The sequence below is a fragment of the Octadecabacter sp. SW4 genome, assembly GCF_008065155.1.
GTDB lineage: Bacteria > Pseudomonadota > Alphaproteobacteria > Rhodobacterales > Rhodobacteraceae > SW4.
Genome location: NZ_CP042819.1, coordinates 3,151,616 through 3,171,924, shown reverse-complemented (window position 1 = coordinate 3,171,924; position 20,309 = coordinate 3,151,616). Strand labels below are relative to the sequence as shown.

20 protein-coding genes and 1 tRNA gene are annotated in these 20,309 nt (G+C 58.0%); 13 read left to right on the top strand and 8 right to left on the bottom strand.

Annotated elements, in window-relative coordinates; all coding sequences use genetic code 11:
* Positions 1–17: 17 nt before the first annotated feature.
* The 7 genes from raiA to FTO60_RS15730 form a co-directional block, all read right to left on the bottom strand.
* Entirely contained in the window at positions 18–593 is a 576-nt protein-coding gene (gene raiA / locus FTO60_RS15760) for a ribosome-associated translation inhibitor RaiA (protein ID WP_148057185.1), read from the bottom strand.
* A gap of 223 nt (positions 594–816) precedes the next feature.
* The gene (gene lptB, locus FTO60_RS15755; RefSeq protein WP_148056844.1) at positions 817–1,578 is read right to left on the bottom strand and encodes an LPS export ABC transporter ATP-binding protein; all 762 of its coding nucleotides are present in this window, start codon (positions 1,576–1,578) and stop codon (positions 817–819) included.
* The gene (locus tag FTO60_RS15750; RefSeq protein WP_254696831.1) at positions 1,578–2,036 is read right to left on the bottom strand and encodes an LptA/OstA family protein; all 459 of its coding nucleotides are present in this window, start codon (positions 2,034–2,036) and stop codon (positions 1,578–1,580) included. Before FTO60_RS15750 ends, lptB begins: the two co-directional genes overlap by 1 nt.
* A 42-nt stretch (positions 2,037–2,078) precedes the next feature.
* A complete protein-coding gene (locus tag FTO60_RS15745; RefSeq protein WP_254696830.1) occupies positions 2,079–2,672 on the bottom strand; it encodes a hypothetical protein in 594 nt (197 codons plus the stop codon).
* Positions 2,673–2,676: 4 nt separating this feature from the next.
* Positions 2,677–3,645, bottom strand: a complete 969-nt coding sequence (locus tag FTO60_RS15740) for an SIS domain-containing protein (RefSeq protein WP_148056841.1) — start codon at positions 3,643–3,645, stop codon at positions 2,677–2,679.
* Position 3,646: 1 nt separating this feature from the next.
* On the bottom strand, positions 3,647–4,258 hold the full coding sequence (locus tag FTO60_RS15735; protein ID WP_148056840.1) for a ribonuclease D: 612 nt from the start codon (positions 4,256–4,258) through the stop codon (positions 3,647–3,649).
* Between the two features lie 77 nt (positions 4,259–4,335).
* Positions 4,336–4,422: transfer RNA gene (locus FTO60_RS15730), tRNA-Leu, on the bottom strand.
* A 199-nt stretch (positions 4,423–4,621) separates the two neighbouring features.
* Between FTO60_RS15730 and FTO60_RS15725 the strand changes: the two genes are divergently transcribed.
* From FTO60_RS15725 to FTO60_RS15670, 12 genes are all read left to right on the top strand, one after another.
* Complete coding sequence (locus FTO60_RS15725; RefSeq protein WP_148056839.1) at positions 4,622–5,599, top strand: complex I NDUFA9 subunit family protein; 978 nt, start codon at positions 4,622–4,624, stop codon at positions 5,597–5,599.
* Between the two features lie 5 nt (positions 5,600–5,604).
* Positions 5,605–6,411 (top strand): undecaprenyl-diphosphate phosphatase, encoded by an 807-nt coding sequence (locus FTO60_RS15720; RefSeq protein WP_148056838.1) that lies wholly within the window; start codon positions 5,605–5,607, stop codon positions 6,409–6,411.
* A gap of 156 nt (positions 6,412–6,567) precedes the next feature.
* Complete coding sequence (locus tag FTO60_RS15715) at positions 6,568–8,001, top strand: NAD(P)-dependent oxidoreductase (RefSeq protein WP_148056837.1); 1,434 nt, start codon at positions 6,568–6,570, stop codon at positions 7,999–8,001.
* The gene (locus FTO60_RS15710) at positions 7,998–8,678 is read left to right on the top strand and encodes a hypothetical protein (protein ID WP_148056836.1); all 681 of its coding nucleotides are present in this window, start codon (positions 7,998–8,000) and stop codon (positions 8,676–8,678) included. The genes FTO60_RS15715 and FTO60_RS15710 overlap by 4 nt, the downstream gene beginning before the upstream one ends.
* On the top strand, positions 8,675–9,385 hold the full coding sequence (locus FTO60_RS15705; protein ID WP_148056835.1) for a hypothetical protein: 711 nt from the start codon (positions 8,675–8,677) through the stop codon (positions 9,383–9,385). Before FTO60_RS15710 ends, FTO60_RS15705 begins: the two co-directional genes overlap by 4 nt.
* Positions 9,386–9,396: 11 nt before the next feature.
* A complete protein-coding gene (gene gltB, locus FTO60_RS15700) occupies positions 9,397–13,935 on the top strand; it encodes a glutamate synthase large subunit (RefSeq protein WP_148056834.1) in 4,539 nt (1,512 codons plus the stop codon).
* A 160-nt stretch (positions 13,936–14,095) separates the two neighbouring features.
* Entirely contained in the window at positions 14,096–15,025 is a 930-nt protein-coding gene (locus FTO60_RS15695) for a Hint domain-containing protein (protein WP_148056833.1), read from the top strand.
* A 33-nt stretch (positions 15,026–15,058) separates the two neighbouring features.
* On the top strand, positions 15,059–15,796 hold the full coding sequence (gene mtgA, locus FTO60_RS15690; protein WP_148056832.1) for a monofunctional biosynthetic peptidoglycan transglycosylase: 738 nt from the start codon (positions 15,059–15,061) through the stop codon (positions 15,794–15,796).
* A gap of 63 nt (positions 15,797–15,859) precedes the next feature.
* Complete coding sequence (locus tag FTO60_RS15685) at positions 15,860–16,537, top strand: glutathione S-transferase family protein (protein ID WP_148056831.1); 678 nt, start codon at positions 15,860–15,862, stop codon at positions 16,535–16,537.
* On the top strand, positions 16,538–17,575 hold the full coding sequence (gene queG, locus FTO60_RS15680; protein ID WP_148056830.1) for a tRNA epoxyqueuosine(34) reductase QueG: 1,038 nt from the start codon (positions 16,538–16,540) through the stop codon (positions 17,573–17,575). It begins immediately after the preceding gene.
* A gap of 32 nt (positions 17,576–17,607) precedes the next feature.
* The gene (locus FTO60_RS15675) at positions 17,608–18,543 is read left to right on the top strand and encodes a DMT family transporter (RefSeq protein WP_148056829.1); all 936 of its coding nucleotides are present in this window, start codon (positions 17,608–17,610) and stop codon (positions 18,541–18,543) included.
* A 66-nt stretch (positions 18,544–18,609) separates the two neighbouring features.
* The gene (locus tag FTO60_RS15670) at positions 18,610–18,795 is read left to right on the top strand and encodes a hypothetical protein (RefSeq protein WP_148056828.1); all 186 of its coding nucleotides are present in this window, start codon (positions 18,610–18,612) and stop codon (positions 18,793–18,795) included.
* Here FTO60_RS15670 and FTO60_RS15665 read toward each other — a convergent pair.
* On the bottom strand, positions 18,792–19,661 hold the full coding sequence (locus FTO60_RS15665) for a branched-chain amino acid aminotransferase (protein WP_148056827.1): 870 nt from the start codon (positions 19,659–19,661) through the stop codon (positions 18,792–18,794). The two genes, FTO60_RS15670 and FTO60_RS15665, sit on opposite strands and share 4 nt — an antisense overlap.
* Before the next feature lie 147 nt (positions 19,662–19,808).
* Between FTO60_RS15665 and FTO60_RS15660 the strand changes: the two genes are divergently transcribed.
* Positions 19,809–20,309, top strand: coding sequence for a MarR family winged helix-turn-helix transcriptional regulator (locus FTO60_RS15660; protein WP_148056826.1), 501 nt, complete (start codon positions 19,809–19,811; stop codon positions 20,307–20,309).

Genomic DNA, 20,309 nt, shown 5'->3' with positions numbered 1-20,309 from the left:
CGGGCATCTGCCGACCTTTAGCCTGAATTTCGTGGATCAACCCAGCCGATGTTTCCATCGTCGCGCCGGTAAACAACGTTGACCCCGTTATGTCCTTCGTTGCGGAAAACCAGAACCGGAGCATTTGCCAATTCCATCTGCATCACCGCCTCGCCGACAGATAGCGAAGGAATCTTCGCTTCCATTTCGGCCACGATCATCGATGTGACATTCTCAGGTTCGGCGTCTTCCGACTCCTCCGATGCGGCGAGGATATATGAGCCTGCGTCCGAAAGTTCAACAGGTTGCGAACGATCCTTGTGATGATCTTTCAACCGGCGCTTGTAGCGGCGCAGCTGTTTTTCCATTTTTTCGCTACAGCCGTCAAAAGCCGCATAGATTTCAGTAGCATGGGCCTTGGCCTGTGCCGTCAATCCAGTTGACAAATGCACAACAGTCTCACAAACAAATTCGTGCCCCGACTTGGAAAAGACCACATAGGCCTCGGTCGGACGGCCCGCATATTTGTCGAAAATTTCCCCCAGTTCGGTTTTCACGTGGGTTTGTAGCGCTTCGCCAATGTCGATTTGCTTGCCACTGATCTGATACCGCATCGTTCCTCCTTTATGTTCAGGCACGCGCAATTTTCCGAACGGGCCAAGGCCCGGCAAAAAACTGCAGGTTACGGGTATGATGGCAGAATCTTGGTTCTATGACACAAGTCTGGCCCAAAAGCCCGACGTGTGGTGCAGGAGAAAACCAAGTGTGTCATCACCTTCATTTGGCGACAGATCAACCAAGGTGTCAATGGCCTGCCACGACATTCAGCGACAACAATTAGTTGACGCGAAAACTCTGGCCAAGATAGACGCGGCGCACGTTTTCGTCCTGAACCACCTCATCTGCGGTGCCGGTCATCAGGACTTTGCCATCGTGCAAAATATAGGCGCGGTCCACAATTTCGAGGGTTTCACGCACGTTATGATCCGTGATCAGCACGCCGATTCCGCGTTTTTTCAAATCGGCAACAAGGTGGCGAATCTCGCCGACCGCGATCGGGTCGACGCCCGCAAAGGGTTCATCCAACAGCACGTATTTCGGGCCAGCGGCGAGGCAGCGCGCGATTTCAACGCGGCGGCGTTCACCGCCTGACAGGGCAAGGGCAGGCGCGCGGCGCAGGTGTTCGATGGAAAATTCGCTGAGCAGCTCTTCGAGTTTTTCGCGGCGCACGCGACGATCCGGTTCGGCGATTTGTAGAATAGCCAGAATGTTGTCCTCGACCGACATGCCGCGAAAAATAGACATTTCCTGTGGTAAATAGCCGATACCCAACTTGGCACGCCGATACATTGGCAAGGCCGTCACATCGCGCCCGTCGATGATCACATGGCCGCCCTCGGGGGTCACAAGCCCGGCGATGGAATAAAAACAAGTCGTTTTGCCCGATCCGTTCGGACCCAGCAGGGCCACGACCTCGCCGCGCCCGAGATCCATCGATACATCGCGGATCACCACCTTTTTGCGATAGCTTTTGCGCAGGTTGACGATACGCAGCCCAACATCACCATCGGTGACGGTCAGATCAGGAGAGTCGGCCATCAGTTTTCGCCTTGCTGAAAGACGGTGCGCACCCGCCCGTCCATGCGCGCGGCGCCAGTTTCCAGATTTACCGTCATACGGTCTGCGGCAATCGCGCTGGGGCCTTGGGTGACAAGCACTTCACCGCTCAGTGTCAGCTGACCGGTTTCAAGATTATAGGACGCCGTTTGCGATTCGGCGGCTTCAGTTGCCGTTACAAAGGTGACGCCGCCAGTAATGTCGAGCGCGTTGATCTCGCCCGTGGTGTCGTCATAAACCACGCGCACTTCTCCGGCGGACAAGCGCAGATCGCCCTGTCCAACAACCACATTGCCCGTAAAGATCGCTATTCCAGTGTCTTGATCCACGCTCAGGCTGTCGGCGGTAATTTCGAGCGGTGCCGCCGGATCGGCGTTCAGACCACCTAGGGTGATTGCAGTCCCCTGTGCCGATGCGGGCAGGGCAAGAAGTGAAAACAAAGCAAAAGCGAGGGCGCGCGAAAGTGACAATTGAAAAGTTCCTTATTCTTGCGGCGTGTATATCAGGCGAACGCCCTCGTTGAAAAGCATCCGCTGCCCATCGGCCCCTTCGGGTGTTTCGATCACCAATTGCCCCGCTGTCAGCGAGCCAAAAGGCGTGCGAACCTCAAGCGCGCCGTGGGATTCGATCCGACCCGATGCAAGCGAGGCCGTCAGCCCGCTGGTTTCCATCTCGTAGCCATTTGATGTGACCACCCGCGCCAGCCCTTCAAGCCGTGCGATGCGTTGCGCGGTATTTACAAATCCCTCACCGGCGCGAATTTCAATGTGCGTGCCTTCGGCGGTGTCGATTTCGGCGTTTAGGCCATCAACAAGAAAGCTGCTTTCACCTTCGATCGGGCGTGCTGTCTGGGCAGAAATGGAAATCACCGATCCGTCCTCGGACATACCGGTGAAATTGGGTGACGCGATGCGGGGCTCGCGGGCAATGGCCTCGATCTCGGCATAGGGAATTTCGGTTTCACTGCCGCTTCTGTCCGAATAAAGGAACAAGGTTGAAAGCAGCGCGATGGCGGCCAGCGGCAAGGCAACCTTGAGGTAGGCGACGACCTGCGAATACAGGTTATCGGCACCCATCAGTCTAAACCACCCCGGCCCGCAGGCAATCGTGGATGTGCAGAATGCCCTTGGCGTTTCTTGATCCCCTGGGATCGACCACGAACAGGCAGGTGATTTTCTTGTCGTTCATGATCGCCACAGCCTCCTCGGCCAATGAATCGGGTCCGATCGTTGTCGGCGCCTTGGTCATCACCTCGCCTGCGGTCAGGTCAAGCAGCCCGTTCATATTGCGGCGCAGGTCACCATCGGTGACGATACCGCAAAGATATCCTTCGTCATCCAGAACGCCAACCACACCAAATCCTTTTTGGCTGATTGTCAGCAAGGTGTCGCTCATGGGGGCCCTGGTGCTGGCAAGAGGCACCGCATCGCCGCTGTGCATCAGATCGCTGACCTTTGAGAGGCGCGCACCCAGTTTGCCGCCCGGATGGAACTCGCGAAAGTTCTCGGGTGTAAATGCGCGATGTTCCATGATCGCAACGGCCAATGCATCCCCCAACGCCAGAGTCATTGTGGTGCTGGTCGTGGGGACAACGCCAGTGGTGCAGGCTTCGGCGACTTTGGGCAAAAGAATGCCCACATCGGCCTGTTTCATCAACGTGCTGTCGGCGCGGCTGGCGACCCCGATCAACGGAATCCGAAAGCGGCGCGTATAGGCGACCATGTCGGCCAGCTCGGGTGTTTCGCCTGAATTGGACAGCACCAGCACAACATCGCCCTGCGCCATCATGCCAAGATCGCCGTGGCTGGCCTCGGCGGGGTGGACGAAATGCGCAGGCGTTCCCGTGCTTGCGAACGTCGCCGCCATCTTGCGGGCGATATGGCCGGATTTCCCCATGCCGGATACGATCACACGGCCCTTGGCGTTCAGCAGCAATTCCACAGCATCGGCAAAGGGCTGTGACAGGCCGTTGGCAAGCGTGTTCAGCGCATCGGCCTCGGTTGTGATGACGCGGCGGGCGGTCTGAAGGAAGGTTTCTGAATTTGGCATATCAGTGCGCGAATATGTCGATTTCGGGCCAGCCGGTCAGGTCCAGCTGGGCGCGCATCGGCAGAAAATCAAAGCAGGCCTGGGCCATTTCGGTGCGGCCTTCGCGGGCAAGGCGCATGTCCAGTTCGTCGCGCAGCTTGTGCAGGTAAAGCACATCACTGGCGGCGTAATCCAACTGTGCCTCGGTCAGGGTTTCGGCGCCCCAATCTGACTGTTGCTGGTGCTTCGAGATGTCGACGCCGACAAGATCCTGCAGCAGAAACTTCAGCCCGTGCCGGTCGGTAAAGGTGCGTACCATCTTTGAGGCGATCTTGGTGCAGTAAACGGGGGCCGTGACCACACCAAAGGCATGCAGCATCGCCGCAATGTCAAAGCGGCCAAAGTGAAACAGTTTCAACACGTTCGGATCGGCCAGCATCTTGCAGAGGTTGGGAGCGCTGGTCTGCCCCTTGGCCACCTGCACCAGATGGCAGTTGCCATCGCCGCCCGACATCTGGATCAGACACAGTCGGTCGCGATGCGGGTTCAGTCCCATCGTTTCACAATCGATCGCGACGACGGGGCCAAGATCAAGCCCGTCGGGCAGGTCGTTCTGGTAAAGCGTGTTGGTCATCGGCGAAACTCATCTGAAAGGGCGCTGCCCCGTCATATAGCAGCCGTCCGCCACACCACAATGTCTAAGGGGATGAATGGTGCCCAGAAGAGGACTCGAACCTCCACACCGTTGCCAGTACTAGCACCTGAAGCTAGCGCGTCTACCAATTCCGCCATCTGGGCACAGATCACGTGAGGGGCGATGTAAGCGTGCAGGCGGGTGCTGTCAACGCGATTCCGCTGCGACTGTGGATTGATGGCACAAAGTTTGCCTAGCAGGAAACCACCGCGGTAAAACTGCGCAAACCATGCTCAAATGCGCCTTGTTTCACGGGGGGCGTGGGGGTAAACCCAAGCCCAAGCAGCAGCAGGGAAGTTCCTCATGGCCAAACTTGTCACGATTTTCGGCGGATCAGGGTTTGTCGGGCGCTATATTGCCCGCCGCATGGCCAAAGAGGGATGGCGCGTGCGCGTCGCCGTGCGTAACCCCAACGAGGCGATGTTCGTGCGCACTTACGGTGTTGTCGGGCAGGTCGAGCCGGTCTTTTGCAACATTCGTGACGATGCCAGCGTGCGCGCCGTGTCCCAGGGTGCCGATGCGGTTGTGAACTGTGTTGGCGTGCTCGACGAGGTGGGCAAGAACACCTTTGATGCCGTGCAGGCGGATGGTGCCGAGCGTGTCGCCCGGATCGCCGCCGCAGAAGGGATCACCCGCATGGTGCAAATTTCGGCAATCGGTGCCGATGCGGAGTCGGACAGCGAATATGCCCGCTCAAAGGCCGCTGGCGAAGCAGGTGTTTTGCAGCATATGCCCAAGGCCATGATCCTGCGCCCGTCAATCGTGTTCGGACCCGAGGATGATTTCTTTAACCGCTTCGCCGGGATGACTCGTTTCGGACCTGTCGTGCCAGTCGTTGGTGCGGACACCCTGTTTCAGCCGGTCTATGTCGATGACGTTGCGCAGGCGGCAGTGCTTGGCGTGACGGGGGATTTGTCTGGCGTCTACGAGCTTGGTGGCCCCGATGTGCATACCTTTCGCGAATTGATGGGCACGATGCTGCATGTGATCCGTCGCCGCCGCATGGTTGTGAACATTCCCTTCCCGATCGCACGGCTCATGGCGTTCGGCTTCAGCGTTGGGCGTGTGTTGTCGCTGGGTATGGTGCGCGGCCCTCTTACCAAGGATCAGGTGATCAATCTCAAGAACGACAATATCGTCGCGCAGGGTGCGCAGGGATTTGCGGCGCTGGGCATTGCGCCCGTGCCGATGGAGGCGATCCTGCCTGACTATCTGTGGCGCTTTCGCCCGTCAGGCCAGTACAGCGAGATCAAAGAATCCGCGCGTAATCTCAAGGTCTGATATACATGACCGAACCTACAATGTTGATCGCCTTTTTCCTTGGTATCTTGGAGGGGCTGACGGAGTTTATTCCGGTATCATCGACCGGCCACTTGCTGCTGGCGGGGTATTTCCTTGGGTTTGAAAGCGCGGGCAAAACCTTTGAGGTTGTGATCCAGCTTGGTGCGGTTCTGGCAATTCTGACACTTTACTCTGGCAAGCTGTGGGCGGTGTTTCGCGACGCACCTCATGACCCTGCGGCGCGCCGCTTTATCCTGTCCGTGCTGATCGCCTTTTTGCCGGCTGCGGTCGTTGGTGTTTTGGCGCATGGGATTATCAAAACGATCTTGTTTGAAACGCCGATGCTGATCGCAGTCATGCTGATCCTTGGTGGGATTGTGCTGCTGTTCGTGGATCGCATTGCGCCGCCTGCCGTGCATGAGGATGCCACCGAGATTCCGATTGGCAAATCGCTGGCGATTGGAGTGGTTCAGGTTCTGGCGATGATTCCGGGCGTATCGCGGTCGGGCGCGACGATTGTTGGCGCGCTGATGCTGGGAGTTGGTAAACGCGCCGCGGCAGAATTTTCGTTCTTTTTGTCAATGCCGACGATGGCAGGCGCCTTTGCCTATGATCTGTATCAAAACCGCGATGTGCTGGATGCTTCGGCGATGGGCGAAATCGCGGTCGGTTTTGCGATGGCGTTTATCACGGCGGTATTGGTTGTGCGTTGGGTGCTGAACTATGTGACGCACAATGGATACCGGATTTTTGGCTGGTGGCGAATCATCGTCGGCGGCGTTGCGATGGTTGCTCTTTTGGTTGGGGCATAGCTGCTAGGTAAGGCATGCTGACCTAAAATACTGCCGCCTGCGCAAGAATCTTGAGCGCGCCACCGAAAATACCGTATTTAGGTCAGTGTTGCTGACTTTTCATTGCGGCAGACCCATTCTATCAGATACCTCCGGGATCATGACGGAGGATGTGGCATGGCTGGTCAAAAGATGTTGAAATTCGTGACGGTCGGGCGGGATATGCCTGAAAAGCGCGTGCCTGACCTGCGCAGTCAGGATTTCGACGAAATCTACGCCGAATACGCCCGCGACAAGGCCGAAGAACAAGCCAGCCGATGCAGCCAGTGCGGCGTGCCTTATTGTCAGTCCCATTGCCCGCTGCACAACAACATCCCCGACTGGTTGCGCCTGACGGCCGAAGGGCGGTTGGAAGAAGCCTATGAGGTGTCACAGGCGACCAACACGTTCCCCGAAATTTGCGGCAGAATCTGCCCGCAGGACCGGTTGTGCGAAGGCAACTGTGTGATTGAACAGTCTGGCCACGGCACTGTTACCATCGGCGCCGTCGAAAAATACATTACCGACACTGCGTTCGATCAGGGCTGGGTCAAGCCGATCCGCCCTGCGATCGAGCGCACGGAAAGCGTGGCAATCATCGGTGCCGGCCCTGGTGGGCTGGCGGCGGCCGATCGTTTGCGCCGAGCCGGTGTGCAGGTCACGGTTTATGACCGGTATGATCGCGGTGGCGGTCTGCTGACGTATGGTATTCCGGGCTTCAAGCTGGAAAAAGACATCGTCATGCAGCGGATGGCGCAACTGGAAGACGGCGGTGTCGAATTTGTCCTGAATTGCAATGTCGGCGAAGACCTGTCGTTCGACGCCATTCGCGGCAAACACGACGCGGTGCTGATCGCCACGGGTGTTTACAAGACACGCGACCTTCAGGCACCCGGGTCTGGTGCCGAAGGGATCGTACGCGCGATTGATTATCTGACCGCCAGCAACCGCAAAAGTTTCGGCGATGTTGTCGAAGAGTTTGAAAGCGGCGAATTGAACGCGGCTGGCAAGAAAGTGGTTGTCATCGGTGGCGGCGACACGGCGATGGATTGTGTTCGCACCGCGATCCGACAGGGCGCAGAAAGCGTGAAATGCCTTTACCGTCGCGACAAGGCCAACATGCCCGGCTCGCAGCGCGAAGTGCAAAACGCCGAAGAAGAAGGCGTTGAATTTGTCTGGCTCGCTGCCCCCAAGGGGTTCACGGGCGATGCCGTCGAAGGTGTCATGGTGCAGAAGATGCGCCTTGGTGCGCCCGACGTGTCGGGGCGTCAGATGCCGGAATTGATCGAAGGCAGCGATTATGTCGAAGGTTCGGATCTGGTGATCAAGGCGCTGGGCTTTGAGCCCGAGGACCTGCCTACCCTATGGGGCGCTCCCGATCTTGAAGTCACCCGATGGGGAACGATCAAGGCCGATTTTGGCACTGGCAAAACCAACCTCGAAGGTGTTTATGCGGCGGGCGATATTGTGCGGGGCGCCAGCCTTGTCGTCTGGGCAATCCGTGACGGGCGCGAAGCGGCTGATGCAATTCTTGATTACATCAGCCAAGCCGCAAGCGTGGCCGCCGAATGATCCGCGTTGCTTTCATTCTTGCATTGCTGGGCGCACCTGTTTTTGCCCAGTCGTTCCAGCCGCCGCAGGGCTGCACCGGGACGCTGACAGTGCAATATCGCGCGTGCATCGTCTCTAATGTTTGGACCTGCGCGGGCGATGCCGAAGGCGATCAGTGGATAGCCGTGTTCTCCCAGATGGGCCCGTTTCAGGTTCGCAAGGTTGACCGCGAATTTCAGTGGCTCGAAACCTATTATGCGATGCCGCCGCGCACCGAAACAATGGTGCTGCCCGCGCCTGATCCCGAAAGCCTGACGGTGTTGTTCGGTGAAGGTTATGACACATACGACTTCACGACTGTGCCCAGTATCAACGCTGCACCGGAACGCTATGTTGGCTATGACCGTTTGACCGGCGAAACAACTGTGATTGATGGCGAGCCGCTGTTGAACACCGAATACGCCTACGACCAGATCGACCCACAGGGAAATATTATTTCGTCCAATGCGGGCCGCCAATATGTAAGCGAGCGTCACCGCCTGTTCTTTTTTGGCACCTCGTGGAGCACCGACGCGCCTGACGAACAGTTTGATGCATCGCCCGTCGAATTCATCTATCCGGGCGAGGCGGGCTTTTTCACCGATCAACCAAAATACGGTTGCGGCACCATCATGAGCAGCTACGAGGCCACGCGATGATCCGCGCTGCCATGTTCATTTCCGCGCTGGCTGGTCCCGCCGCCGCGCAGACATTCAACCTGCCGCAGGGCTGTGAAGGGTATGTGACAATCCAAAAGCGCGAATGCACGGTGACGCATAACTTCATCTGCGCCACCGATCCCGAGGGGTATCAGCGGCGCGTCGACCTTACGCAGGCGGGCATGGTCTATATGTCGACCATCGATGCAGAGACCCAATGGGTCGAAAGCTACAGCCCGCTGTCAGGCGAAACCGAAATTCTTGGCCCGGTGATCGAAGATCCGGCGTCATTCAGTGATCTTCTCGAAGTTGGTGCGGATTCGTGGAATTTCAGCACCACGTCGGATCAGGTCGGTGTGACACAGTTTACCGGACTTGATCGATTGACTGGCCGCACGGTTGTGATTGATGGCGTGCAGTTGGAAGAAACTGAATATGAGATGACGGCACGCAACATAAGCGGTCAAGAGCTTTGGCGTTCCGAGGGAGGCGAGTTCATCAATCGCGACTGGCGCGTCTTTCTGTCCGGCACGCGCCAGGTCACCACAGCCAACGACTCTTATAGCCGCGACAGCACGCCGGTTGAGTTTTCTTTTCCCGGCGAGCCGGGCTTTCTGGCCGCCGAACCGATCTATGACTGTGACGTTATTCTGTCTTCGGCAGACCCCGTTGATATTCCCTTGCCCACGCGGGCAAGCGCACCATGAAGGAGCATACCATGACGCAATATGATGATCGCTGGGCCGCTGACGAAACCGCCCGCCGCGAATGGTTGGCTGAAAACGGCCTTTATGCCCACGAGGACGAGAAAGCCAACTGTGGCGTTGGACTTGTCGTGTCGATCGACGGCAAGAAGTCCCGCCGCGTTGTGGAAAACGGCATTGCCGCGCTCAAGGCGATCTGGCACCGCGGCGCTGTCGATGCGGATGGCAAGACCGGTGATGGTGCCGGTATCCACGTGCAAATTCCGGTTGAATTTTTCTATGATCAGGTGCGTCGCACCGGCCACGAGCCGCGCAAGAATGAAATGATCGCTGTCGGCCAGGTCTTTCTGCCGCGCACGAATTTCGGCGCGCAGGAAACATGCCGCACAATCATCGAAACCGAAGTCCTGCGGATGGGCTATTATATCTATGGCTGGCGGCATGTGCCCGTCGACATTTCCTGTCTGGGCGAAAAGGCCAACGCGACCCGCCCCGAGATTGAACAGATCCTGATCTCGAATGCCAAGGGTGTGGACGAGGAACAGTTCGAACGTGAACTTTATGTTATTCGTCGTCGCATTGAAAAAGCGTCTGCCGCTGCGGGTATCCGCGAGCTGTATCTGGCATCACTGTCGTGCCGATCTATCATCTATAAGGGCATGATGCTGGCCGAGCAGGTCGCCGAGTTTTATCCCGACCTTCTGGATGACCGGTTCGAGAGCGCTTTTGCAATCCATCACCAGCGCTATTCCACGAACACCTTTCCCCAGTGGTGGTTGGCGCAGCCGTTTCGGATGTTGGCCCATAATGGTGAAATCAACACCCTCAGGGGCAACGTCAACTGGATGAAAAGCCACGAAATCCGCATGGCGAGCGCCACTTTTGGTGACATGGCAGAGGATGTGAAGCCGATTATTCCGCTTGGGTCGTCGGATTCCGGTGCGCTTGATGCTGTGTTTGAAATTCTTGTGCGTGCGGGCCGCAGCGCGCCGATGGCCAAGACCATGCTGGTGCCCGAAAGCTGGTCAAAGCAGGCGACCGAATTGCCGCAGGCCTGGCGTGACATGTATTCCTACTGCAACTCCGTGATGGAACCTTGGGACGGCCCGGCCGCCCTTGCCATGACCGACGGTCGCTGGGTTTGCGCCGGTCTTGATCGCAACGGGCTACGCCCCATGCGCTATGTCGTGACGGGTGACGGCCTGCTGATTGCCGGCTCCGAGGCGGGTATGGTGCCGATCGACGAGGCAAGTGTCGTTGAAAAAGGCGCGCTTGGCCCCGGGCAGATGATTGCGGTGGACATGCGCGAAGGCGGGTTGTTCCACGATGTCGAAATCAAGGACAAACTGGCCGCGGGCCGGTCCTTTGGTGAATGGGTCGGCAAGATCAATGAACTGGACGAGGCGCTAGGATCAGTGACTGAAACGCCGTTGTTTGAGGGTGCTGAATTGCGCAAACGCCAGATCGCGGCGGGCTACACGATTGAAGAGCTTGAACAGATTTTGGCCCCGATGGCCGAGGACGCCAAAGAAACGCTTGCCTCGATGGGTGACGACACGCCAAGCGCGGTCCTGTCGGAGAAATATCGCCCGCTGTCGCATTTCTTTCGCCAGAACTTTAGCCAGGTCACCAACCCACCGATTGACAGCTTGCGCGAATTCCGAGTGATGAGCCTCAAGACGCGGTTTGGGAACCTCAAGAACGTATTGGACGAGGATTCCAGCCAGACCGAAATTCTGGTACTCGACAGCCCGTTTGTTGGTAATGCGCAATGGGACGCCTTGAAGGCCGCATTCAACGCGACCTGCACCGAAATCGACTGCACCTTTGACGCTGATGGTGGCCCCGCCGCCCTTGGCCAGGCGCTGGAACGTATCCGCGCCGAGGCCGAAGATGCCGTGCGTTCGGGAGCTGGCCACCTGATCTTGACGGATCAGTTTCAGGGCCAGGACCGTGTCGGGATGCCCATGATTTTGGCGACCAGCGCGGTGCATAGCTGGCTGACACGCAAGGGTTTGCGCACGTTTTGTTCGCTGAATATCCGGCCGGCTGAATGCATTGATCCGCACTATTTTGCTGTGCTGATCGGCTGTGGCGCGACGGTCGTGAACGCCTATCTGGCCGAAGATTCGCTTGCGGATCGCATCGGGCGTGGGTTGCTTGAAGGCACCCTGACCGAGGCTGTGGCGCGCTATCGCACCGCGATTGACCAAGGCCTGCTCAAGATCATGGCCAAGATGGGGATATCGGTGATTTCCAGCTATCGTGGTGGCCTGAATTTCGAGGCTGTGGGTCTGTCCCGCGCGATGGTCGCTGAATATTTCCCCGGCATGCAGTCACGCATTTCCGGTATCGGCGTCAGCGGTATCCAGAAAAAAGTCGCCGCTGTGCATGAGGCCGGTTGGCGTGGGGGCAGTGATGTGTTGCCCATCGGCGGGTTCTACAAGGCGCGCCGTTCGGGTGAAAAGCACGCCTGGGAAGCGCAGACCATGCACCTCCTGCAGAACGCCTGTAACCGTGCGTCCTATGAGGTTTGGAAGCAGTATTCGTCACTGATGCAGAACAACCCACCAATCCATTTGCGTGATTTGCTGGCGATCAAACCGATGGGTGACGCAATCCCGATCGAAGAGGTCGAAAGTATTACCGCGATCCGCAAGCGGTTCGTGACGCCAGGCATGTCGCTGGGCGCGCTGTCGCCCGAGGCGCATAAAACGCTGAACGTGGCAATGAACCGGATCGGTGCAAAATCCGACAGTGGCGAGGGCGGAGAAGACCCCGCGCATTTCGTGCCCGAACCCAATGGCGACAATCCTTCTGCCAAGATCAAGCAGGTTGCATCGGGGCGTTTCGGCGTCACGGCCGAATACCTGAACCAGTGCGAAGAGCTCGAAATCAAGGTCGCCCAAGGGGCCAAGCCCGGCGAAGGTGGCCAGCTGCCCGGCATGAAGGTTACCGACCTGATCGCCCGTCTGCGCCATTCAACCAAAGGTGTGACGCTGATTTCGCCGCCGCCACACCACGATATCTATTCCATCGAGGACCTGGCGCAGCTGATATATGATCTGAAACAGATCAACCCGCGCTGCAAGGTGACGGTGAAACTTGTCGCCTCAAGTGGGGTTGGCACGATTGCCGCCGGTGTGGCCAAGGCCAAGGCCGATATCATCCTGATTTCTGGCCACAACGGCGGCACGGGCGCGTCGCCCGCGACCTCTATCAAATATGCGGGCCTTCCGTGGGAAATGGGGCTGACCGAGGCGCATCAGGTCCTGTCGATGAACAACCTGCGCAGCCGCGTTACGCTGCGCACCGATGGCGGTTTGCGCACGGGCCGTGACATCGTGATGGCCGCGATGCTGGGGGCCGAGGAATACGGCATCGGCACCGCCGCACTGATCGCGATGGGCTGTATCATGGTGCGCCAGTGCCAAAGCAACACTTGTCCGGTTGGTGTCTGCACCCAGGACGAAGCCTTGCGCGACAAGTTTACAGGAACGGCGGACAAGGTTGTGAATCTGATCACGTTTTACGCCACCGAAGTGCGCGAAATCCTTGCCAGTATCGGCGCGCGGTCCTTGGATGATGTGATTGGCCGCGCTGATCTGCTGACGCAGGTGTCACGTGGGTCGGCGCATCTGGATGATCTTGATCTGAATCCACTGCTGATTACCGTCGATGGCGCGGCCGATATCGTTTACGACCGGAACAAGCCGCGCAATGCGGTGCCTGACACGCTGGATGCTGAAATCGTCAAGGACGCCGCGCGCTTCCTTGATGACGGGGAAAAGATGCAGCTGGAATATGCGGTGCAGAACACGCTGCGCACCATTGGCACGCGCACATCCAGCCATATCGTCAAGAACTTCGGGATGCGCAACGCGCTGCAGCGCGACCACCTGACGGTAAAGCTGAAAGGTTCGGCGGGGCAATCGCTGGGGGCGTTCGCCGCACCTGGCCTCAAGATCGAAGTTTCGGGGGATGCCAACGATTATGTCGGCAAGGGCCTGTCGGGCGGCATGATTACCGTGCGTCCACCAATGGCAAGCCCGCTGGTCGCGTCCGAGAACACGATCATCGGCAACACCGTTCTTTATGGTGCGACCGATGGCTATCTGTTTGCCGCAGGGCGCGCAGGCGAGCGTTTCGCAGTGCGCAATTCCGGTGCAAAGGTCGTGATCGAAGGTTGTGGCAGCAATGGCTGTGAATATATGACCGGCGGGGTTGCGGTGATCCTTGGGTCGATTGGCGCGAACTTTGGCGCTGGTATGACGGGTGGCATGGCCTATATTTATGACGAAAATGGCGATGCGGCTCCACTGATTAATATGGAAACACTGGTCGCCTGTCCGGTAACGGTCGATCACTGGGAAACCCAGCTCAAAGACCTGATCCAAGAACATCTGGCTGAGACGGGAAGCCGCAAGGCCGCAGATATTCTGCAGCATTGGGACTATGAAAAAGGCAAGTTTCTTCAGCTGTGCCCCAAGGAAATGCTGGTTCATATCCCAGCACCACTGTCACATGAAAGCGCTGCGGTGCCTGCCGAATAGCGTTTCCAAATCGCAAACAATAGCGCAGAGCCGGGGTCGATTGGCCACGGCTTTGCCGCAATTTGGCTAAAACTTACCTCAACGTAACCCCAATCGCGGCACAATCGGCCTTCATACCACGCACTGTCCGAAATTTGACAACAGTGAGTATGAGGCAGTCATGCCAACGAGTTATACAGACCAGTTTTTCCTGATGGATCCGGCCAACCCGCCAGCGGGTGGAACGGCGTTGAACTATGTGAATCTCACGCTTGTTGATCAAAACGACGACAATGATTTTGACCGTTTCGACAATGACAGCGTGAATGGCTCTGATATCTCAAGCTCTTATCCGGGTGATACTGTAACGATCAATGTGGCAGGTGTGGGGAACGTGACTTACACCGGAACCACTTTTTATCTTGCCAACGGGCAACAGGTTTTCACGCCGACGGATGGTCAGGCCCTCCAGAACGGAACATTCGTGTCGTCGACCTGGGTCAATGGGCAAGGCCCGCTTCTGGTGTCGGACCTTGGCCCACCCTGTTTTGTCGCGGGAACCCTGATCGAAACCGATCAGGGGCTGCGACGGGTCGAGGATCTGGGCGTTGGTGATTTGATCATGACGCAGGATAGCGGCCTACAACCTTTGGTTTGGACGGGCAGCCGCACTGTCATTGGCGGTGGTGATTTTACGCCGATCCGCTTTGCACCGAACGCGTTGGGCAACGATCGCGCGCTGCTTGTTTCACCGCAACACCGCATTCTGATCACCGGCTGGCGCGCAGAGCTGTTCTTTGGAGAGGACGAGGTTTTCGTGGCAGCCAAGCATCTTGTGAACGGGGATACGATCCATCGGCTGCCGATGCGTGACGTGTCTTACCATCATATCATGTGCGACAAGCACGAGGTCGTTTTTGCCGAAGGGATCGCCACGGAAACCTTTTTCCCCGGCGATGTGATGATGGACGGGGACCCGGAGTTGCGAGCAGAGATTTCGGCGCTCTTTCCCGAGTTTGCCGGCGATGCACCCTGTCACACCATCGAAACCGCGCGCTGTGTGCTGCGTGGCCGCGAGGCAAGCGTGCTTTCTGCACCACTGGCGGCTTGACCACGGGGCGCTGCCCGTGACTTATACCAAGCAATGGCAAAGCGATCCAAAGCGACATCAAAGGCAAAATCCGGCAAGGACGGGCGTGGCCCGATCACGCGGTCAATCCTTTGGGTGCGGCGCTGGATCATCCGAGGGGGGTTGCTTGTCTTGAGCATTGTTGTTTTGGCCGCAGTCGTCTTTGCATTCGTGAATCCGCCAACCACGCCCTACATGTTTTCCGAAGGGCGGCGCGTGGGTGGTGTCGCGCAGGAATGGGTCGCGATCGAAGATATCGCCCCCGTGATGGCGCGATCTGTCGTTGCCGCCGAGGACGCCAATTTTTGCCTGCATTGGGGGCTGGATGTGAATGCCATTCGCGCCGCCCTTGATGAAGGTGGTGCGCGCGGCGGGTCAACCATCACCCAGCAGGTCGTTAAGAACGTCTACTTGTGGCAAGGCCGCAGCTGGCTGCGCAAAGCCCTTGAGGCGGGCATGACCCCGGTGGTCGAGGCTGTCTGGAGTAAACAGCGTATTCTCGAGGTTTATCTGAACGTCGCCGAATTCGACGAAGGCGTGTTTGGTATCGAAGCAGCCGCCGTGCACTACTTTGGTGTTCGCGCTGCCGATCTGAGCGCGGTGCAGGCGGCGCGCCTTGCCGCGATCCTACCTGATCCCAAGGGGCGTTCTGCCAGTCAGCCCTCGCGATATGTGCGTAATCGTGCGGCGGGTATCGTCGATGGTGCAGCGACAATTCTGGCGGACGGCCGCGCGGCATGTTTTGAAAGATGACTCGGGATTGATCACCGCCGCGCAATCGGGCATTGAAGTGGGGTCTTAGTTGGTAAGGTTCCGATGCACAACGCGACCCACAAGCTCTATCATTTTCCGCTTTCGCCGTTTTCGCGCAAAGTTCGCCTTTCACTGGCTGAAAAGCGTATCGAAGTTGAACTGGTCGAAGAACGCTATTGGGAACAAGACCCTGACTTTTTACGCCGCAATCCGGCAGGCAAGGTGCCTGTGTTGCGTATGGATGGCCGGACGTTTGCAGATAGCACCGCGATTTGCGAATATCTTGAAGAAATCCACCCCGAGCCGGCCCTTTTGCCCAAAGCGGCGGAACAGCGTTACGAGGTGCGCCGCTTGGTCGCGTGGTTTGACGACAAGTTCAACGCCGAGGTGACGTCGAAACTGTTGGGAGAGCGGGTGTTTCGCAAGCTCATGGGAACAGGTTACCCTGACAGCGGCAACGTCAAGGCCGGGTCCAAAGCGATCAAGTATCATCTGGATTACATGGCGTGGTTGCTGGATCAGCGGCGCTGGTTGGCTGGAAATGACCTGTCATTGGCGGATTTTGCAGCAGCAGCGCATTTGTCCTGCCTTGATTACGTCAGTGACGTGGACTGGAACCGCTCCGAAGTCGTGAAGGATTGGTATGCCAAGATCAAATCGCGCCCTGCGTTTCGGTCCTTGTTGGCTGATCAGGTGTCGGGTTTTCCACAGCCGTCACATTACGCCGATCTTGATTTCTAGGTGACTGCCGACCTCAAGGAACGATTGCGCGCGCAGGCCTTGTCCGAGGGGTTTGCGCAGATGGGTGTGTGCCGCCCCGATGCCGTTCCTGACCTGCCGGACCGGCTTGCGGCATTTTTGGCCGATGGTCGCCACGGGCAAATGTCATGGATGGCAGAGCGCGCAGGCTGGCGCGCTGATCCAGGTGCCCTTTGGCCTGCGGTGCGATCCGTAATCATGCTGGCCGAACCCTATACGCCTACCCATGATCCACTTGCGGTGCTGGACCAGCCTGACCGCGCGGCGATTTCCGTTTATGCGCAGAACCGTGACTACCATGATGTCGTAAAGAAGCGGTTGAAACGCCTGGCCCGCTGGCTGATTGATCAGGCCGACGGTGCCGAAATCAAGGTGTTCGTCGACACGGCGCCGGTCATGGAAAAGCCCCTGGGCGCGGCGGCGGGTCTGGGCTGGCAGGGCAAGCATACCAATCTGCTGGGGCGCGATCTGGGAAACTGGTTTTTTCTGGGGGCGATTTTTACGACTGTCACGCTTGAACCGGACGAAGCTGGCGTTGAAAGCTGTGGCAGTTGCACGGCCTGTCTGGACATCTGCCCGACAGATGCGTTTCCCGCGCCGTTCCAACTGGATGCGCGCCGTTGTATTTCATACCTGACAATCGAACATCACGGGCCGGTTGACGAAGATCTGCGCGCCTTGATGGGCAATCGGATATACGGCTGCGACGATTGTCTTGCGGTTTGTCCGTGGAACAAGTTCGCGCAAGAGGCGCGCGAGGCAAAATATCACGCACGCCCTGAACTGGTTGCGCCTGATTTGGCAAAACTGGCAACACTTGATGATGCTGTGTTTCGTGCGCTGTTTTCGGGAAGTCCCATCAAGCGGATCGGGCGAAACCGTTTCCTGCGAAATGTGCTTTATGCGATTGGTAATTCCGGTGAGGCGAGACTGATGGATTCGGCCCGGCTCCATGTGGATGATCCCGCCGCCGAGGTTGCCGATGCGGCGCGCTGGGCGATTGCGCGTCTGACCCCCTAGCAAGCCATTGCGCGCGGGCGTATGGCTGGGCTATGGAGCGCGCCGAAACATCCCAACACGCCCCCGCGTGGGGCATCACCTTGATGGTTCTGTCCGTCACAGTGTTCACTGTCATGTCGGCATTTATCAAGGCGGCGGACCGTGTGCCTGCGGGCGAGGCGATGTTCTTTCGCGCCGTTTTCACCCTGCCGGTTATCATCGTGTGGCTGGTGTTGCGCGGTGAACTGGTGACGGGGATCAGAACCAAAAACATGCGATCGCATGCCGTGCGTGGTGTCGCAGGGTCAGTCGCGATGGGGTTGGGTTTTGCGGGGTTGAAATATCTGCCCCTGCCCGAAGTGACCGCGATCCGCTTTGTGACACCGGTGGTCATGCTGGTTTTGGCGGCTGTGCTGTTGGGGGAACGCCTGCGCCTTGTGCGCATTTCGGCCGTGGCAGTCGGGTTGATCGGAGTGCTGATCATCGTGTGGCCGCGCTTGTCCACCGGTGCCGGCACGAGCGAGGCCTTCGGCGCGATGATTGTGCTTGGCTCGGCCTGTCTGGCCGCGCTAGCGCAGGTTTTCGTGAAATCAATGGTGGGGCGGGAAAGCACGGCAGCGATCGTGTTTTATTTTGCGCTCACGGCGTCAGTCTTATCGCTGTTTACCCTGCCATTCGGCTGGGTCTGGCCCACATCGCAGGAGGCCGCACTGTTGATCGGTGCCGGGGTCGTTGGCGGGCTTGGCCAAATTTTGCTGACCTCAAGCTACCGCTTTGCCGAGGCAGGCGTGCTGGCCCCCTTCACCTATGTGTCGATGTTGTGGTCAATCATCATCGGTTATGTCTGGTTCCTTGAAATACCGACACGGCAAATGCTGCTTGGCGCGGGGCTGATCATCATGGCGGGGGTGATTATCGTTTATCGTGAACGCCAGCTTGGCACGCAAAAAACCGCTCGTCGCAAGGTCGAAGCCAAGGGGATTCAGTAGCAGGGGGTGAAATCATGCACCTGATATGCTATCTACAAGTTGCGTCACAGACTGGGAGGACCATTCATGCAACGCCATATCACCGATCAGAAACGCGCGCGGCACAGCGCCATTCGCGCCCGTGAATACCTGCGCATGGAGCGCGAGCAGGTGCCCGACAAGGCAACCGTTGAGCTGCAAAAACGGCCCCACACCGATGGTGCAGGCCGTTTGCGTCAGTTTCTTCGGATCGCGCGAGGCCAGATAACCTAGGCGCGGACCAGTTTTTCGTAAGCTTCGGATATGTCGCGCGTCAGGGCGCCGACCTCGAACTTGTAATCACCGATCTGGCCAACAGGTGTCACTTCGGCGGCGGTGCCCGTTAGCCAGCATTGTTCAAACCCTTCAAGCTCTTCGGGCATGATGTGACGCTCGTGGACCTTGATTCCGCGATCCTGCAACATCCCAAGAACGGTCTGGCGGGTGATCCCGTTCAGGAAGGCATCAGGCGTTGGCGTGTGCACTTCGCCGTCCTTGACGAAAAAGATGTTGGCACCCGTCGCTTCGGCCACATAGCCGCGATAATCGAACATCATCGCATCCGAGCACCCTTTGGCTTCGGCGGCGTGTTTGGACATGGTCGCGATCATGTAAAGACCGGCTGCCTTGGCTTGTGACGGGGCAGTTTCGGGGCTGGGGCGCTTCCATTTGGCGATGTCGAGCTTGGCCCCCTTCATCTTGGCATCTCCATAGTAATTCCCCCACTCCCACACCGCCACAGCCATGCGGACCGGGTTGCGCGCCGAAGCGACGCCCATGTCAGGGCCAGCGCCGCGCCAGGCAACCGCGCGCACATAGGCGTCTTTCAAACCATTGGCATCAAGGGCCGCTTGTTTGGCCGCCTCGATCTCGTCAACTGTATAGGGGATATCGAAGTCTATCAGCTTGCCCGAGTTGATCAGGCGCTGCGAGTGTTCGCGCGATTTGAAGATTTTGCCGCTATAGCAGCGTTCGCCCTCGAACACGCTGCTGGCATAGTGCAGGGCATGGGTGAGGATGTGGACATTGGCTTCGCGCCAGTCGACCAACTGGCCGTCCATCCAGATTTTCCCGTCGCGATCATCATATGCACCAGCCATCATAGCCTCCCTCAGATTTGCATTAGTTGCGCGAATAGGTCCGAAACGGACACAAAGTTGCGCTATTTCGAGGATTCGCTACCAGTCCGGTATTGGAATGTCAACAAGGCTGACGTATTATCGGTGCACCACGAGGGAGACAGGCAGATGGCTGAGGGTGGCATCGAGGGCGGGCAAACGCTTCTCTTTTTGACGGACGAACAGGTCCGCAAGGGGATCGAGGCAATGTTCTTTGCCTACCGTGGGTTCACGGCTGACCCTGATCGAATTTTGGCGGATATGGCTTACGGACGCGCGCATCATCGGGCGATTCATTTCATTCATCGCAATCCCGGAACGACAGTAAATAACCTGCTCGCCATTCTTGGCGTTACAAAACAATCGCTTAATCGTGTGTTGCGCACGCTGATCGCCGAAGGTCTAGTCGCCAGCAAGGTCGGGCGGCAGGACAAACGCGAACGTCACCTGTATCTGACGGAAGAAGGTGCCGCCCTGGAACAGCGCCTGTCGGATGCGCAGCGCGACCGCATGCGTGCGGCCTATCGGGCAGCGGGGCCAACGGCAGTTGCCGGTTTCCGGCAGGTGCTTGAGGCGATGATGGACGACGATATGCGGCGGCAGTTTGAAGCCATGAGGGATCGAGGATAG

Bases quoted from the DNA above. Each gene is read 5' to 3' on its own strand.
- FTO60_RS15670 (WP_148056828.1), top strand. From the start codon at position 18,610: ATGCAACGCCATATCACCGATCAGAAACGCGCGCGGCACAGCGCCATT.
- FTO60_RS15695 (WP_148056833.1), top strand. From the start codon at position 14,096: ATGCCAACGAGTTATACAGACCAGTTTTTCCTGATGGATCCGGCCAAC.
- FTO60_RS15685 (WP_148056831.1), top strand. From the start codon at position 15,860: ATGCACAACGCGACCCACAAGCTCTATCATTTTCCGCTTTCGCCGTTT.
- gltB (WP_148056834.1), top strand. From the start codon at position 9,397: ATGACGCAATATGATGATCGCTGGGCCGCTGACGAAACCGCCCGCCGC.
- lptB (WP_148056844.1), bottom strand. From the start codon at position 1,578: ATGGCCGACTCTCCTGATCTGACCGTCACCGATGGTGATGTTGGGCTG.
- FTO60_RS15725 (WP_148056839.1), top strand. From the start codon at position 4,622: ATGGCCAAACTTGTCACGATTTTCGGCGGATCAGGGTTTGTCGGGCGC.
- FTO60_RS15735 (WP_148056840.1), bottom strand. From the start codon at position 4,258: ATGACCAACACGCTTTACCAGAACGACCTGCCCGACGGGCTTGATCTT.
- FTO60_RS15720 (WP_148056838.1), top strand. From the start codon at position 5,605: ATGACCGAACCTACAATGTTGATCGCCTTTTTCCTTGGTATCTTGGAG.
- FTO60_RS15745 (WP_254696830.1), bottom strand. From the start codon at position 2,672: ATGGGTGCCGATAACCTGTATTCGCAGGTCGTCGCCTACCTCAAGGTT.
- FTO60_RS15665 (WP_148056827.1), bottom strand. From the start codon at position 19,661: ATGGCTGGTGCATATGATGATCGCGACGGGAAAATCTGGATGGACGGC.
- FTO60_RS15660 (WP_148056826.1), top strand. From the start codon at position 19,809: ATGGCTGAGGGTGGCATCGAGGGCGGGCAAACGCTTCTCTTTTTGACG.
- FTO60_RS15710 (WP_148056836.1), top strand. From the start codon at position 7,998: ATGATCCGCGTTGCTTTCATTCTTGCATTGCTGGGCGCACCTGTTTTT.
- FTO60_RS15705 (WP_148056835.1), top strand. From the start codon at position 8,675: ATGATCCGCGCTGCCATGTTCATTTCCGCGCTGGCTGGTCCCGCCGCC.
- FTO60_RS15740 (WP_148056841.1), bottom strand. From the start codon at position 3,645: ATGCCAAATTCAGAAACCTTCCTTCAGACCGCCCGCCGCGTCATCACA.
- raiA (WP_148057185.1), bottom strand. From the start codon at position 593: ATGCGGTATCAGATCAGTGGCAAGCAAATCGACATTGGCGAAGCGCTA.
- FTO60_RS15675 (WP_148056829.1), top strand. From the start codon at position 17,608: ATGGAGCGCGCCGAAACATCCCAACACGCCCCCGCGTGGGGCATCACC.
- mtgA (WP_148056832.1), top strand. From the start codon at position 15,059: ATGGCAAAGCGATCCAAAGCGACATCAAAGGCAAAATCCGGCAAGGAC.
- FTO60_RS15715 (WP_148056837.1), top strand. From the start codon at position 6,568: ATGGCTGGTCAAAAGATGTTGAAATTCGTGACGGTCGGGCGGGATATG.